The sequence below is a fragment of the Nostoc sp. JL31 genome (genome assembly GCF_017114965.1).
GTDB lineage: Bacteria > Cyanobacteriota > Cyanobacteriia > Cyanobacteriales > Nostocaceae > Nostoc > Nostoc punctiforme_A.
In genome coordinates this window covers 114,145-130,226 of sequence record NZ_JABXKO010000098.1, presented here as the reverse complement: position 1 = coordinate 130,226, position 16,082 = coordinate 114,145, and the positions used below count along the sequence as shown (strand labels likewise).

Annotated in this window: 11 protein-coding genes; 5 read left to right on the top strand and 6 right to left on the bottom strand. The window is 43.7% G+C overall.

The window, feature by feature from the left end:
- Window positions 1–54 precede the first annotated feature (54 nt).
- The 6 genes from HWQ43_RS24260 to HWQ43_RS24235 all read right to left on the bottom strand — a co-directional run bounded on the left by HWQ43_RS24260 (window position 55) and on the right by HWQ43_RS24235 (window position 10,001).
- Window positions 55–1,446 (bottom strand): malic enzyme-like NAD(P)-binding protein, encoded by a 1,392-nt coding sequence (locus tag HWQ43_RS24260; protein WP_292738520.1) that lies wholly within the window; start codon window positions 1,444–1,446, stop codon window positions 55–57.
- A 326-nt stretch (window positions 1,447–1,772) separates the two neighbouring features.
- Window positions 1,773–2,876, bottom strand: coding sequence for a photosystem II q(b) protein (psbA, locus tag HWQ43_RS24255; protein ID WP_292738519.1), 1,104 nt, complete (start codon window positions 2,874–2,876; stop codon window positions 1,773–1,775).
- A gap of 254 nt (window positions 2,877–3,130) precedes the next feature.
- Window positions 3,131–3,820 carry a Uma2 family endonuclease gene (locus HWQ43_RS24250; protein WP_292738518.1) on the bottom strand — a complete coding sequence of 230 codons (690 nt, stop codon included), beginning with the start codon at window positions 3,818–3,820 and terminating at the stop codon, window positions 3,131–3,133.
- Between the two features lie 98 nt (window positions 3,821–3,918).
- Entirely contained in the window at window positions 3,919–5,001 is a 1,083-nt protein-coding gene (gene psbA, locus HWQ43_RS24245; protein ID WP_292738517.1) for a photosystem II q(b) protein, read from the bottom strand.
- 352 nt (window positions 5,002–5,353) lie between these two features.
- Window positions 5,354–6,853, bottom strand: coding sequence for an MBOAT family protein (locus HWQ43_RS24240; protein WP_292738516.1), 1,500 nt, complete (start codon window positions 6,851–6,853; stop codon window positions 5,354–5,356).
- 130 nt (window positions 6,854–6,983) lie between these two features.
- On the bottom strand, window positions 6,984–10,001 hold the full coding sequence (locus tag HWQ43_RS24235) for a DUF1574 family protein (RefSeq protein WP_292738515.1): 3,018 nt from the start codon (window positions 9,999–10,001) through the stop codon (window positions 6,984–6,986).
- Window positions 10,002–10,453: 452 nt separating this feature from the next.
- Here HWQ43_RS24235 and HWQ43_RS24230 point away from each other — a divergent pair, with 452 nt between their 5' ends.
- From HWQ43_RS24230 to HWQ43_RS24210, 5 genes are all read left to right on the top strand, one after another.
- Window positions 10,454–10,720 (top strand): hypothetical protein, encoded by a 267-nt coding sequence (locus HWQ43_RS24230; protein ID WP_292738514.1) that lies wholly within the window; start codon window positions 10,454–10,456, stop codon window positions 10,718–10,720.
- An 84-nt stretch (window positions 10,721–10,804) separates the two neighbouring features.
- The gene (locus tag HWQ43_RS24225; protein ID WP_292738513.1) at window positions 10,805–13,897 is read left to right on the top strand and encodes a phosphoenolpyruvate carboxylase; all 3,093 of its coding nucleotides are present in this window, start codon (window positions 10,805–10,807) and stop codon (window positions 13,895–13,897) included.
- A 79-nt stretch (window positions 13,898–13,976) separates the two neighbouring features.
- Window positions 13,977–14,231 (top strand): hypothetical protein, encoded by a 255-nt coding sequence (locus HWQ43_RS24220; protein ID WP_292738512.1) that lies wholly within the window; start codon window positions 13,977–13,979, stop codon window positions 14,229–14,231.
- Window positions 14,232–14,368: 137 nt separating this feature from the next.
- Window positions 14,369–14,674 (top strand): DUF4090 family protein, encoded by a 306-nt coding sequence (locus tag HWQ43_RS24215; protein WP_100898458.1) that lies wholly within the window; start codon window positions 14,369–14,371, stop codon window positions 14,672–14,674.
- A gap of 386 nt (window positions 14,675–15,060) precedes the next feature.
- Window positions 15,061–16,023 carry an aldo/keto reductase gene (locus tag HWQ43_RS24210; protein WP_292738511.1) on the top strand — a complete coding sequence of 321 codons (963 nt, stop codon included), beginning with the start codon at window positions 15,061–15,063 and terminating at the stop codon, window positions 16,021–16,023.
- Window positions 16,024–16,082 lie beyond the last annotated feature (59 nt).

The window sequence follows — 16,082 nt, the reverse complement described above, 5'->3', positions numbered from 1 at the left end:
AAAGCTCAGGGATAGGCGAGACACCCATCCCATAAGAGTAATTATTTGAGTTAATTAGTTCCGCGCGATACCTTCTTCACGCGCGGCACGTTGCACAGCAGCAGCAACAGCAGTGACGACGCGCTCATCGAAGACTGAAGGAATAATATGTTCCCGATTCAAATCTGAAGGCTTAACTAAAGAAGCGATCGCACTTGCGGCTTCCAGGTACATTTTGATGGTAATTGTTTGTGCCCGACAATCTAAAGCACCACGGAATACCCCAGGAAAAGCGAGGACATTATTGATTTGATTTGGGTAATCACTGCGACCGGTAGCAATGATAGCAACATCTTTACTGATTAATTCTGGCTGAATCTCTGGAATCGGATTTGCCATTGCAAAGATAATTGGATCTTTCGCCATCGATTGCACCATTTCTGGTGTCAAAACTCCTGGCGCGCTGACACCAATAAACACATCTGCCCCTTGCATTGCACCCGCTAACGTACCCTGACCTTTCACCGCAAATTCGAGTTTTTCCTCTGTCAAATCGGTGCGATTGGTAGAGATAATCCCTTTAGAGTCGCACATCCAGATTTGTTCTGCCCCAGCTTTGCGGAGTAACCGAGCGATCGCCACTCCCGCCGCCCCAGCACCGTTAATCACGATCTTGATTTCTGCTAAGGATTTATGTACCAGTTTCAGAGAATTAAACAAGGCTGCCAAGGTGACAATTGCTGTACCGTGCTGGTCATCGTGAAAAACGGGGATATCTAACTCTTGGCGTAATCTCTTTTCAATTTCAAAGCAGCGAGGTGCAGCAATATCCTCTAAATTCACGCCCCCAAACACCGGAGCAATATTCTTAACTGCCTGGATAATTTCTTCTGTATCTTGGGTGGCGAGACAAATAGGAAAAGCATCCAGCCCTGCAAATTCCTTAAACAGCATTGCTTTACCTTCCATTACTGGTAGGGCGGCTGCTGGACCGAGATTTCCCAAACCCAAAACCGCGCTACCATCGGTGACAATGGCAACGGTGTTTTGTTTGATGGTTAAGTTGTAAACTTCCTCTGGATCTTGAGCGATCGCTGTACAAATTCGACCGACTCCGGGCGTGTAAGCCATTGCGAGATCAGAAACACTCTTCAGGGGAATTCTGCTGGTAATGCTGATTTTGCCACCGCGATGCAAATTAAAGGTGCGATCGTAAACACTGAGTAACTTGATGTCCGGCAAGGCTTTGACTGCTTGCACAATGGTTTCAGCGTGTTCAGTACTAGCAGCATCCACAGTCAGATCGCGGGTGGACTCTTTGCGGGTTTGCTCAATTAAATCAATTTGTCCGAGATTACCGCCAGTAGTTGCGATCGCCTGTGTTACCGACGCCAACATCCCTATACGATTGGGAATCTGCAAGCGCAGTGTCAAACTAAAACTAGAATTAGGAGTTAGGTCTGCCATGTTGATTTTGGATTTTAAGTTTTAGATTTTATATTGAATTGAGACAAAAACTAAAATCTGATATCTGTAGTCTGGGGAAACACAATGTATGTAAACTCCTGGGATAACCTTCAGTAGTTAGTTTACTCACTACTCCCAGTTTTGATAATTATTTTTATTTATACCAATGCATTTACTAATATAAATGAGTAACAATTTAGTAATTGTACCCAAATACACCAGATATTTTTTTAATATTTTATCTATGTAAATATTTGTATAACTATAGCTTCATGCATGAAAAAAGCGCCCTCTAGACAGAGAGCGCAGTGAATTTTAACTTACAATTAACCGTGAATTACAGGTGCCGCAGCTACGCCCGTCGTAGACATCGTTGCCACAGGTACTGCCTCACCCGCCGCCAAATCCAAGGGGAAGTTGTGAGCATTGCGCTCGTGCATCACTTCTATACCCAAATTGGCGCGGTTTAGCACATCTGCCCATGTATTAACTACACGACCTTTGGAATCAAGAATTGATTGGTTAAAGTTGAACCCGTTGAGGTTGAACGCCATTGTACTGATTCCCAATGCCGTCAACCAGATACCAACTACAGGCCAAGCAGCCAAGAAAAAGTGCAAGGAACGCGAGTTGTTAAAGCTGGCATATTGCCAAATTAACCGTCCAAAGTAACCGTGAGCCGCTACGATGCTATAGGTTTCTTGTTCTTGACCAAACTTGTAACCGTAGTTTTGAGATTCACTTTCAGTGGTTTCCCTAACTAAAGAGGAAGTCACCAAAGAACCGTGCATCGCACAGAACAGCGCACCACCGAACACCCCAGCTACGCCCAGTTGGTGGAATGGGTGCATGAGGATATTATGCTCGGCTTGGAACACAAGCATGAAGTTAAACGTGCCGCTAATTCCCAGAGGCATCCCGTCAGAAAAGCTACCTTGACCAATTGGATAAATGAGGAAAACAGAAGTCGCAGCAGCTACGGGAGCAGAGTAAGCAAGGCAAATCCAGGGACGCATCCCCAGACGATAGCTTAACTCCCATTGCCGACCGAGCCAACAGAAAATACCTATCAAGAAGTGCAAGACAATGAGCTGATAAGGGCCGCCGTTATAGAGCCATTCATCCATTGAAGCAGCTTCCCAAATGGGGTAGAAGTGCAAACCAATGGCATTAGATGTGGGTACAACAGCACCAGTGATAATGTTATTGCCGTATAATAAAGAACCAGAAACTGGCTCCCGGATGCCGTCAATATCAACGGGTGGTGCAGCAATAAAGGCAATAATGAAACAGATAGTAGCGGTCAATAGGGTAGGGATCATTAAAACGCCGAACCAGCCAATGTAAAGCCGATTGTCGGTGCTAGTAATCCATTGACAAAAACGATCCCACAGGTTGCCGCTTTCGCTTCTTCCTAGAGTTGTGGTCATAACTGTGTCGTTTATAAATCGCTGACAACAAACTTTCCCAATTTTTCAGAATTGAGCATTAAGCTGTTTTCAAAGACTTTCGCCAAATACCTTCCCCCTAATAGCCGGGACTCTCTAGAATTACCTCACACCAAAAATGCTGTTAACTAACTTCCCCAGGGAGACTGTGTAAAAAAGGGAAAACTTTCCCGGCTCCTAATATCACGTTTTACATTAATAATTTGTATTTTTCAAGACATTATTTTTAAGTTTTGCTAAGTTAAACCCTCAACAAAGTCAGCGTGTTCTTTTGAATTTAACCCTTGTTGCAGTACTGCTAAAACTTTCGTCATATCTCCTGTGATTAGTGAGGTGACAGCTAACCACAAACCTGGAAATACTTTACTTTTAATGACACCATCTGCATCTGCAACGAGTGGCAAATATTCACCATTTTGCAAGCAGAACCAGTCGAGTTTATTCTCTAAAGTTTGCCAGACGATATATTCCTGTACTCCGTTGCGACGGTAAACGCGTTTTTTGTCGTACAAATCAATAGATGCACTACTAGCTGCTACTTCTGCTACTAATTCCGGTGCGCCTTCTACGTAATCATCTTCACTGATTTGCGCCTGTCCTCTGGTTGGTTTATCTATCAACAACAAAACATCAGGTTGTGGTTCATTATCTAAATCTAAGCGCACGGTAGCATTGTCGCCTAATGCTATGCCTGGAGTGGAAACTTGATAAACTCCCAACCAGGTAATTAACTGTCCATGAGGTTGGCCATGACTTCTAAAACGCAGAGGTGATGCCAAGTAGACGACTCCTTCAATTAATTCTGCTTTTTTATCGGGCATTGCTGTATAACGACGCTCAAATTCGTGGCGGGTTAAGCAATCGCCACTTTCTAAGGGAGGGATAAAAGCGCTATTATTTAAGCCATGTTCCACAGAAGTCGTCATTAATTGATTCCTCATGCGTAGGAGTTGTAGCTTGAATCTAACAAAAAAAGCGCCCCCCATTTCTGAAGGGCGCTTCTTATTTAGCTAATACTGAAGTATTAACCGTTGATAGCAGGAGCAGTCATTGCTACAGGACTAATTTCACCAGCAGCCAAATCTAGGGGGAAGTTGTGAGCGTTACGCTCGTGCATTACTTCCATACCCAAGTTAGCGCGGTTGATTACGTCTGCCCAGGTGCTGATGACGCGACCTTGGGAATCAATGATTGATTGGTTGAAGTTGAAACCGTTCAGGTTGAATGCCATCGTGCTGATACCCAAAGCGGTGAACCAGATACCGACGACAGGCCAAGCTGCTAAGAAGAAGTGCAGTGAACGGCTGTTGTTGAAGGAAGCATATTGGAAGATCAAACGACCGAAGTAGCCGTGGGCTGCAACGATGTTGTAGGTTTCTTCTTCTTGACCGAACTTATAACCGTAGTTTAGTGATTCGGTTTCGGTGGTTTCACGAACTAAGGAAGAGGTTACTAGAGAACCGTGCATTGCTGAGAACAATGAACCGCCGAATACGCCAGCCACACCTAACATGTGGAATGGGTGCATCAAGATGTTGTGTTCTGCTTGGAACACAATCATGAAGTTGAAGGTTCCAGAGATACCCAAAGGCATACCATCAGAGAAAGAACCTTGACCAATTGGGTAGATCAAGAATACTGCGGTAGCGGAAGCCAAAGGTGCGCTGTAAGCTACGCAGATCCAAGGACGCATACCTAAGCGGAAAGAAAGTTCCCACTGACGACCGAGGTAGGCAGCGCAACCGATCAAGAAGTGGAAAACTACCAACTGGTAAGGGCCACCGTTGTACAACCACTCATCAAGAGAAGCTGCTTCCCAGATTGGGTAGAAGTGCAAACCGATGGCGTTTGAAGAAGGAACAACTGCACCAGAGATGATGTTGTTTCCGTAGATCAAAGAACCTGCAACTGGTTCGCGGATACCATCGATGTCCACAGGAGGAGCAGCGATGAAAGCAATTACGAAGCAGGTTGTAGCAGCTAGTAGGGTTGGGATCATGAGTACACCAAACCAACCGATGTATATACGGTTGTCGGTGCTGGTGATCCACTCGCAAAAGCGATCCCATACATTAGCGTCAGAGCGCCGTTGTAAGGTTGTGGTCATTGTTTTATAAGTGCAATGGGTTGTTAAATATGGAACAAGCGGAGTTTATTTTCGCCTGTTGAAATATAGTCTACATGAATTTACTTGGACGCGATCTGTGACTTAATATTCTGTAACAGAATTGTTTAACAAGTTCATCGAACTGTAAAGTTTTCCTACTACAAAGAAAGCGATACAAAGTAGTAAAATGAGGCTTTTGAAGCCACTTTAACAACAAACTAGCTATCATTTTCAATGATGCGATCGCCTAGTTATTTGCCTTTACACTTCTTTACGATGAACCAATTAAAAACATTTTAAGTCTTGTCGATTTGTAACGAAATAATAAGCTCTATATTGTCTGATGTTTCAGTTAAAAATCAAAGTAGATGTAGGGCAAACTGCCTTCAGGAGCTAATAACCAAACAGCGTAAAAACATAGGGGCACGAAGACAAGCTTAATAGGCCAGTTAAACTCTAACTTCAGCATTCGATTGAAGGCATAAACTACAGCCATAAGGGCAGCTAAAGCTAGAAGTACCCAAGAGAGTTGGGATTGGCTCATATTTAAGGCTTCCACATAGACCTTTTCAGCAAACTGGGCGTCAGCCGGATAACCCCAAAGATGTCGAATTACTAAAGAAGAGTCTTGGAGATTAGGTAGACGGAACCAAATCCAAGAGGTAAAAACCATCAATTGAGTTAAGAACCAAGCGACAAAGATACCTAGAGGATTTTGCCAGAATTGTTCTAGATTTTCAAAGCGATCGCTTATAGAATCTGTAAGTCGATGAACCACCAAGGCCAATCCGTGGAATATGCCCCAAACGACATAACCCAAAGCAGCACCATGCCAGATACCAGCAATTAGCATCACAATAAATAAATTCCAGCAGGTACGGACTAAACCCCGACGGGAACCACCCAACGGAAAGTAGACATAGTTACGTAGCCAATCTCCCAGAGTTATATGCCAGCGCCGCCAAAATTCGGAAATATTGGTGCTGAAATAAGGAAAGTCGAAATTTTCAGGTAGAACCAAGCCAAAAAGCATAGCACTACCACGGGCAATGTCTACGTAACCGTTGAAATCTAGATATAACTGCAAGCCATAAGCGAATATAGCTAACCATAAATCGGTACTACCCGCCCGTTGTAAATTACCGAAACATAAATCGACGAAAATTCCCAAATGGTCTGCAAAAATACCTTTTTTGACTGCACCCCTAGCAATCAACCACAGCGCCTCAGCTACTCTATTGGTATTGGGTAATTCTAGTGTATTAAATTGATTTGCTAAGTTGTGATAGCGCGTAATCGGCCCTGAAATCAGTTTGGCGAAGAATAATTTGTATGTAGCAAACTTGAGAAAATTATCAGTAGCAGGGGCACCGCGATAGACATCTATTAAATAAGCAATACATTCAAAGGTGAAAAATGAAATTCCCAAGGGTGCAATTAATTTAAAAGAGCTATCTGGTGAGTTTGTTTGGACATGAAAAACAAACTTGAATAAAGGGGTAAAATACTTAAAAGCTAATAGCAGTAAAACATTTAGACTTATACCCAGCCACAAAACCTTTAGACGGCGACGATTCCAATCAACTTGAGCAAATTGCCATTCTTCATTAGAAATTTGCCAATCAAGAGAATGTTTTCCTGGTGATGTGTTGTTACCAATTTCCAGCCCTACACGGAAATTAATAAACGCCAATGCTAATAGTAATGGTATGTATTGGATGTGCAAAGATGCATAGAAAACCAAACTAGCAATTAGCAGAGTCCACAATCGCAATTTATGTTGTGCTAAAGACCAGTAAATTCCTAACACACTCAACAGGAACAGCCCATAGAAAATTGATATAAAGTTCATTTTTTAGTCATTTGTCATTTGTCATTGGGCACTTGTACTGAGCGTTTGCGCAGTCTCTGGTAGAGAAGTATTGGTCATTAATCAATAACTCTTCTCCTACTTCCTCATCCCATTCCGCACTCTCCACTCCCTACTTCACTGGCCAAGGAATCATCGGATCGTTAGCTAGCTTTTTCGAGACTTCGTATGCACCAAAGCGGTTGAGGTGGCTAGGATCGGAAAAGAAATCATTTACTTTTGTCCACTGTTGGCTCAAATCACGATAAATAAAGTTGGGATTAGTAGCCAAACGCAACATATATTGCTGAAATTGTTGCTCATATTGTCTACGCACTGGATCTAAATAATCTCCCGTCAGAGGCATGTTGACAAACACTAAGGAGATTTTCTGAGACTGGGTAAACTGAAGCACTTCTTGAAAAGCAGTATCTTGCTGCCCTTCTACTTGGAAGGATCTATAGTCGTTGTCATAATTTCCAGGAACTCTAGAATGTTTTTGATAGTATCTCGCGGGATTAAAGCGAATAGACAAGGGTAGAAAGCCATCAAAGTCAACCGCTTGCTGAGTAATACTTTCATCTGAAGTACCGTCTGTCAACTGTTTTTGTGATGCAACTGTCTGGTTATTACCAAATAAGAGCAGTTGTTTTTGCAGTAAACTTTTAATTTGGTCGCGGTTTTGATAGGTAGCCGAAACAGATGCTAGAGCCTGATTTAATGACTGATTGACAGCTTCATAAGTACTAATTTCCTGTTTTTCTTCGTTTGTCTTTTGCTCTTTTGAATTTACTGTATTCTCTGGCAAATCATTGCTATTTGCAGTGGTTGCTGTTTTTTGGAATACTTGCTTATAACCAACGGATGCCGCAAGCGATTTAAAGGTAATATCATCACGCCCACCGTTGAAAGCACGCGCACCATCTGCCCAGATAATTATTTTGGGTAGTTCTGATGGTTCTAGAACGTGACGAATTACAAAGTCTACAACTTGTGCCGTAGCACCATTGATTCCAAAGTTAAACACGTCAAGATTTGGATAGCCTTGAGTTGCTAAAGCTTTAGAAAGTGCTGCGGGATCTACTCCTCTGAGGGCGCGGGAGGAGCCAATAATCAAGACATCTGGGGGACTACCAGTTCTTGCTAAACGCTGTTTATACAGTGCTAGTTGCTCGTCTAACTGCCTGACATTAAAACTTGGCATCTGCGATCGCGCTGCTAAAAGAATAGCTGTTGCGGTTGCTTTTTCCTTCAGTGGTGCGGCTGCCAAATTATTTTTTGGGGTATCATCACTCTGGGTAAATTCCGAAGCATTAAATACAGAACTCTGATTTGGAGGAGATTTTGTCTTGGAAGTGCTGCTAAAAAATGTCGTTTTCTCACTCTGATTTTTCCCAGATGTTAAAGATACCTTTTGCTCGGAAGATGAAGATGGGAAGGTGGCACTAGCTACTTTTGGCGAACTGGGCGTATTAAGTGCAATAATTCGACCCAATACCCAATCAGTTTGGAGGGTGAGCAATAATCCTAGTGTTCCCCAAACCAGAGCAATTTTAATTCCTCGAACATCGTGGTTGGGTTCCGCTGACTCGTTGCTTTCGGTAAATAGCTGGCTTTTCAACAGGAATTTTCTCGCAGTTGAACTCGCCGTTGCTATCCAATCTCGCGCTACTTCTGTTACAAAATTTTGAACTTCTTCTGTCGTTAAGTCTGGGCGCAAAATTGGCTCACTAGTCTCAGATGTTACTAAATCGTTAATGTATATAGAAGTAGCAGCAAATTCTGGGGTTGCTTCTGGTACTAAACGTTGGCGATGTTCAAGATCGACGCCATAATGCCAAAAAGGTTCTTTATTCCCAGCCCGGCGACCGTAGATACGTACTCCTATAATACCGGAAATTTTGAACTGACGGATAAACTGCGTAATTTTACTTGCTACTTGTTGCCGCTGTGGACAAACAGGTGCATCACACATAATGTGCAATAAACCATTTTTGTTCAGTAGAAGTACGCGAGTCCCACCTGTCAATAGTCGCCAATCCAAATCAGGATTGAGTAAGCGTTCTAGTAAAAATACGATCGCTGGTTCATCACCAGTATTTGCCAAATCAAGTGGTGATATGGCAAAGGCGGGATGCTTGGCTGCGGGTAAAGCCAGCCAATCAATCCAAGTGGGTTCCTTGTCGCCTGCTTTTTGCCCGTAGATGGTGGCAGCGAGAATGCCTTGAGGAGCGATCGCTTCTAGCTGCGGTAAAATCGCCTCTAAGCACACTACCTTGTCTGGGATCGGGGCAGTTCCTAAAGGATCGAAAGCTGGGATACAAAAAATATGTAGCGTTGATTCTTTCAAAGAAACTTGGACACCAACTTTTAACCCTGATAGTACTTCAGCTAATAATCGAGCGATCGCTTGGACATCCCCCCAACGCGCCCACTCCTTCAGCATCACCTCTGGCGGTGTCAAATCTATCCGCAGCAGCCAATCAGGGGCAGTTTCGCCGCTCACCTGAGAAACAATTACGGCATCTTGGTAGCCGGAAAGCTTGAGATAACGCAACTTTTGTGCTATCGGTTCGGCAAGCAACGATGCATCAGGGCTATAGCTTGACTGGCAAAATATCCAGAGGCGATTTTCTTCTGACTGAGAATTCTTGGGCTTATATAACTTAATCTTTACCTGTACCGATACACCTAGCGTACTCAGAGTTTCGCTCAGATATCGAGCGATCGCTTCTGGATTTCCTTGGCGTGCCAAACTTTCGTTAGAGACAATTAGCGCCCCACCCGGTTGCTTTGATTTTTCCGAGTCTGCTAGTAGCGCTTGTTGCACCTGATCGAGATGCTTATCTATTTGATTTAAGTGAACTCGATGGCACCATGAGGGACGCTGTTCCCCTTTTCTGCGGCCATAGACAAATACTTGATATATTGAGGTTTGTTCGCTGCTTGTGAGAATATCTAAATTTGTTTGCTGTAGTGCTTGCAGCAAATCAGACAAAGTACGCCAACGCTGCGGACATTCTGTACCTTCACAAAGAATATGGAGGTCATTTCCCCGCAACCGGACTTTCACTCCGAAAGTGTTGATCCCTGTTGCTTGGCTCACCCATTGCACTAAGGATTGCTGGCGATCTGGTACTACTGTTTTCATGCTCAGTTAACTTTACAGGAAGCGATGGTTGGGGGATAGTGCCTGCACTTGTAAACTAGAACCATAGGTCTATCACACTCTGACGGTTTTTTTTAACAATTTTGTTACCTTCGTAGCTCACAAAATCGGACAAGATAGTCTTGTATAGGTTGCAAATCTAACTAATATTGAGTTTTGCGTTTATTTTACTAATAGGGAGTCAAAAATCAGAAGTTAGAAGTTAGGAGTTAGGAGCCAGGAGTCAGAATAATTCTATATGACTGGTTGATAACTTGTCCCTTGAAAGCTGGATTTGCGCCCCACTGCCCTAATGCCCGTGATGGGCGAAACAAACAATAAGCTTATCTCATTAAACTCTCTCCCTTTATCGTTGGAGTCATCTTAACTCCTAACTCCTGACTCATAACTCCTAACTCCTTCTTACTCATGCTTCCCATAACCAAAAATTAGCAATGCCTCCTACCAACCAACAGTCTTCACCTAAACCCGCATCTAATCTGGATTTGTTTCCCATTCCTCAATCGTTCTTTTTACAAATAGGTACAGCGTCTATATTACTGCTGCTGATCGCTGGAAAAACTACAGTAAGAGCACTAGAAGCCATAGGAGAAGCTAGTGAAGAATTATTCCGAGGCGATCGCCTACCCAATTTAGACTTTCCATTAGACTTCCCAGATGAACACGAAATCAATCAAGATGAGAAGATATACACCAAATAATTATTTGCTCAGGAACAACCCGGTGAGCATTAAGTGCAAAACCTAGAACCGTAAACAGTAATTAGCTTTACAAGAATAGAGAATATGGGTTCCCTTTTATACTCTTCGTCTCAAACTGCTGATATATACCCGGTGTCGGAATTATTTTTGCGCCATCGTCTCCAGGTAGTGGAAGAATTGTGGGAGTCAGTTCTCCGGCAAGAATGTGGTCAAAATATGGTAGACTTGTTGCGTCAGTTGCGCGATTTATGTTCGCCAGAAGGACAAGCGACAAATGACCAAGCATCCTCAGCCGTCAAATTAATTGAACAACTAAATATCAACGAAGCAATTCGCGCGGCTCGTGCTTTCGCTTTGTATTTTCAGCTGATTAACATCATAGAGCAGGAATACGAACAGCGGCAGCAATTGAGCCGTTATGAAGCCGAAACAGAGGAAATAGAGCCGGAAACACCTTCTAATGTTAACTATTCCTCCAATCAAACAGAAGATGATGCGCCCGTTAGCAAGGGAATAGCAGCAGCCTTCCTCAAAAAGAATTATCTCGAAAAGGCGCAAGTCAAACCAAAAGGGACTTTTGCTGCATTGTTTCCCTATTTATTCAAACTGAATGTCCCACCCCAGCAAATTCAACGTCTAATTGCACATCTGGATGTACGGTTAGTTTTTACAGCGCATCCGACGGAAATTGTTCGTCATACCATCCGCGATAAGCAGCGACAGGTGGTACAACTTTTGCAAAAACTGGATACCTTGGAAAATCACTCTGGGACTACGCCAGGAGCATATCCTTGGGAAGCAGTAGATGTCCGCGAACAATTGCTCGAAGAGATTCGCCTGTGGTGGCGTACAGACGAACTTCACCAGTTCAAACCCACAGTGCTAGATGAAGTAGATTATGCCCTGCACTACTTCCAAGAAGTTTTATTTGATGGTATTCCGCAACTGTATAAACGTTTCAAACACACTCTATCCAATACCTTTCCTTGGCTAGAACCACCGAGTAAAAACTTTTGCTCTTTTGGCTCTTGGGTAGGCTCAGACAGAGATGGAAACCCATCAGTCACACCCGAAATCACCTGGAAAACAGCTTGCTATCAGCGCAAAATGGTGATTGGGAGATATATTCAGTCAGTGAAAAATCTGATTGAATTGTTGAGTGTGTCGATGCACTGGAGTGATGTTTTACCAGACTTACTGGAATCTCTAGAATTGGATCAGTCCCAGTTGAGTGAAGTTTACGACGCACTGGCGCTGCGTTATCGACAAGAACCCTATCGGCTGAAACTGGCTTATGTGCTGAAACGGCTGGAAAATACTCGCGATCGCAATCTAGCTTTGTACAATCGGGAAACGCCAACAAATCAAGATAGCCCCCTGTATCGTTCAGGAGCCGATTTTTTAGCAGAACTGCGGATGATTCAGCGCAACTTGACAGAAACAGGTTTAAGTTGTCGAGAATTAGAAAATCTCATCTGTCAGGTAGAAATTTTTGGTTTTAACTTGACACAGTTAGATATCCGCCAAGAATCATCTCGCCACGCCGATGCGCTCAACGAGATCCTGGAATACCTGCAAATATTACCTCAACCTTACAACGAACTATCCGAAGAGCAAAGAGTTGCTTGGCTCACAGGAGAACTACAAACCCGTCGGCCATTAATTCCGGCAGAATTGCCATTTTCGGAAAAAACCAACGATGTAATTGAAACCTTTCGCGTCGTGCGATCGCTCCAACAAGAATTTGGTCTCAACATCTGCCAAACTTACATTATCAGTATGTGCCGCGACGTGAGCGACGTGCTGGAAGTACTACTGTTAGCCAAAGAAGCCAGACTTTTTGACCCCGCCATTGCCGTCGGAACTATTCAAGTAGTCCCCCTATTTGAGACAGTAGAAGATTTACAACGCTCCAGAAGCGTCATGCGCAACCTGTTTGAACTTCCGTTATATCGCGCTTTATTAGCCGGCGGCTACGAACAGACAAAAGCAGAAGGTGCAGATGAAAATTCATCCCCCCCTGCTCCCCTGCTCCCCTCCTTCCCTGCCTCCACCTCCTCCGTCACCCCCAACTTACAAGAAGTAATGCTGGGGTATTCTGACAGCAACAAAGACTCTGGTTTTTTAAGTAGCAACTGGGAAATTCATAAAGCCCAAAAATCACTGCAACAAATCGCAGAAAACTACGATCTGAATTTGCGGATTTTCCACGGACGCGGCGGTTCGGTGGGGCGCGGTGGCGGCCCCGCTTACGAAGCGATTTTGGCTCAACCAGGTCATAGTATCAATGGGCGAATCAAGATTACCGAACAAGGAGAAGTTTTAGCTTCCAAATATTCCTTGGTGGACTTGGCTTTGTACCACATGGAAACCATCACCACTGCTGTGATTCAAGCCAGCCTGCTGCGAACAGGGTTTGATGATATCGAACCCTGGAATGAGATTATGGAAGAATTGGCAGCGCGATCGCGTCAACATTATCGTGCTTTAATCTACGAACAGCCTGATTTTGTTGATTTCTTCCACGAAGTAACCCCCATTGAAGAAATTAGCCAACTGCAAATTAGTTCCCGTCCAGCCCGCCGTCCATCTGGTAAGAAAGATTTAAGCAGTCTGCGAGCTATTCCTTGGGTATTTAGCTGGACGCAAACTCGCTTTTTACTTCCTTCCTGGTATGGCGTTGGCACAGCATTACAAGAATTCTTGAACGCAGAACCAGAAGAACACTTGAAATTACTGCGCTACTTTTACGTTAAGTGGCCCTTTTTCAAGATGGTGATTTCTAAAGCCGAGATGACTTTGGCAAAAGTAGATATGCAAATGGCACACCACTACGTCCAAGAACTGTCAAAACCAGAAGATCAACTTCGCTTTGCCAAGGTGTTTGACCAAATTGCCAGCGAGTTCTATCTGACAAGAGATTTGGTGTTAAAAATCACCGATCACAATCGACTGTTAGATGGCGATCCGGTATTGCAACGATCTGTTCAGTTACGTAATGGGACAATTGTCCCCTTGGGATTTATCCAAGTTTCACTACTCAAGCGTCTACGGCAGTCCCAAAATACTACTGCGACTTCTGGAGTAATTCATTCTCGTTACAGCAAAGGCGAGTTACTGCGAGGAGCATTGTTAACTATTAATGGTATTGCTGCTGGGATGAGAAATACAGGTTGATTGGGAATTGGGAATTGGGCATTGGGAATTGGGCATTGGGCATGGGGCATAATGACCAATGACAAATGACAAATGACCAATGACAAAAAACAGAATTTTAATTTGCACTTTCTTGGCACTGTCATCAGGTTTTTTTGGCGCTTACACCAGTGGGCAAATCACCATGATGCTGCATAGCCAAAAGTGCCAAAACCAACCTTGGGGTTTAAAGGAGATGTGCAACGCTTGGATGACACCAGGGGCAATATGGCAAGGTAGCACAACAGGGCTATGGACAGGCACTATCTTAGGGGCGTTTGTTGGTGATTTAGTGACGCGACAAACTCGTGATTAGCAGTAGGGGCGCAAGGCATTGCGCCCCTACAACATAGTTGGTTCAAATACATGAAAACTTCTGAAACATGAGTTCGGGCAACTTTGGTGTCAGCAAGGCTGGTAAAATCTACCCATAGCGAAGAAGAGAAAATCACCATGCCTACCGAAACTAATCCAGGGAATCAAACTACTACAGGGGCTGATGCGATTGATGAAGCGATCGCACAGGGAATTGATTTTGATGGTTCTCCCATTCCACCTGCCAAGCTAGAACTTTATGGTAAAGTCATGGCGCTAGAAGGCAATAGACAGCGCAGTGGTGTATCTAATACGATGCGATCGCGCATTGTGCGAATTGGCGCAAAACACATTCCCCAAGCAGAACTCGATCAATTACTTGTAGATGCTGGTTTTGCACCTCTAAAAGAAAAAGAAATTGCCTTTTTCTATAGCGGTAAATAATTGTTGATGTTTTACAACAGTTTTCATTTATTTGAACCAAATATGTTTTAGGGGCACAGCATTGCTGTGCCCTCAATACTGTGCGGTTAAGGCAAGAGACGCGATGAATCGCCGTCTCTACAATAATCAGTCTTTCGTTTTGATGACGATTTATCGCGTCTTGGTGAACTCGAATTTTCATCAAAAAACCTTAACCGAACCGTATTTGTGCCCTCAATTCTTTAGCTCACATATCTTAAATTGCCATCGGTATTTTGGCTTCTTGATTCTTTTCCTGATTGGGTTGAAAAGTGTATCTTCAGCAAGATATTGTCAACTTTGCCTTGTGTTTGAATTGGCAGGTGGCTATATGTACTTGAGTAATAGCTGAAAGACTTGGAGAACACATGTCAGGAACTACGTCAAATTCAGAAATGCAATATCGAGTACTCGGTAGTACAGGAGAGAAAGTTTCCGCCATCGGATTGGGTGGTTGGCACATTGCCTTAAAGCATGTTGATGAGCAACTGGCAATCCGTATTGTGAGAACAGCCATCGATCGCGGCATCACTTTTATGGATAACAGTTGGGATTACAACGATGGAGCCAGCGAAATTCGTATGGGAAAAGCGCTGGGCGATCGCTATCGAGATAAAGTGTTTCTGATGACGAAAATCGATGGTCGCTCTAAGAAGGAAGCTGCAAAACAATTAGACGAATCACTCAAACGTCTGCAAGTTGATTGCATCGATCTTGTTCAGCATCATGAAATGATTCGATACGAAGATCCCCATCGAATTTTTGACCCAGAAGGAGCGAATGCTGCTTTAATTGAGGCACGAGAAGCTGGAAAAATCCGATACATTGGCTTCACTGGGCACAAAGATCCCCATATTCATTTACATACACTGGAAGTTGCAGCTGCTAATGGATTTAAATTTGATGCAGTGCAGATGCCGCTGAATGTCATGGATGCCCACTACCGAAGCTTTGCAAAGCTGGTTGTACCAGAACTTGTGAAACAAAATATCGGCGTTTTGGGGATGAAAAGCTTGGCAAATGGTATTCTTTTACGGTCAAATACTGTAACGCCAATTGAGTGTTTACACTATGCTTTGAATCTGCCGACATCGGTTGTGATTACCGGAATTGACAGTATGGAGATTCTAGAGCAAGCTTTTGAAGCAGTGCGGACTTTCCAGCCAATGAATGACGAGCAAGTGCGATCGCTCTTAGCAAAAACGGCAGAAGCAGCATCACGCGGCGAGTTTGAGCCGTTCAAAACCTCATCAATTTTTGACAGCACTGCCCAAAATCCAGATTTGCTAGGAGAGGAACCAGAGCGCATTCAGCAATTGATGTCAGCATGATGCTTTCTTAGTGTTGTCTGGGGAGGAAGTTCACGCATCGACTATGCTAAGTAGATAAA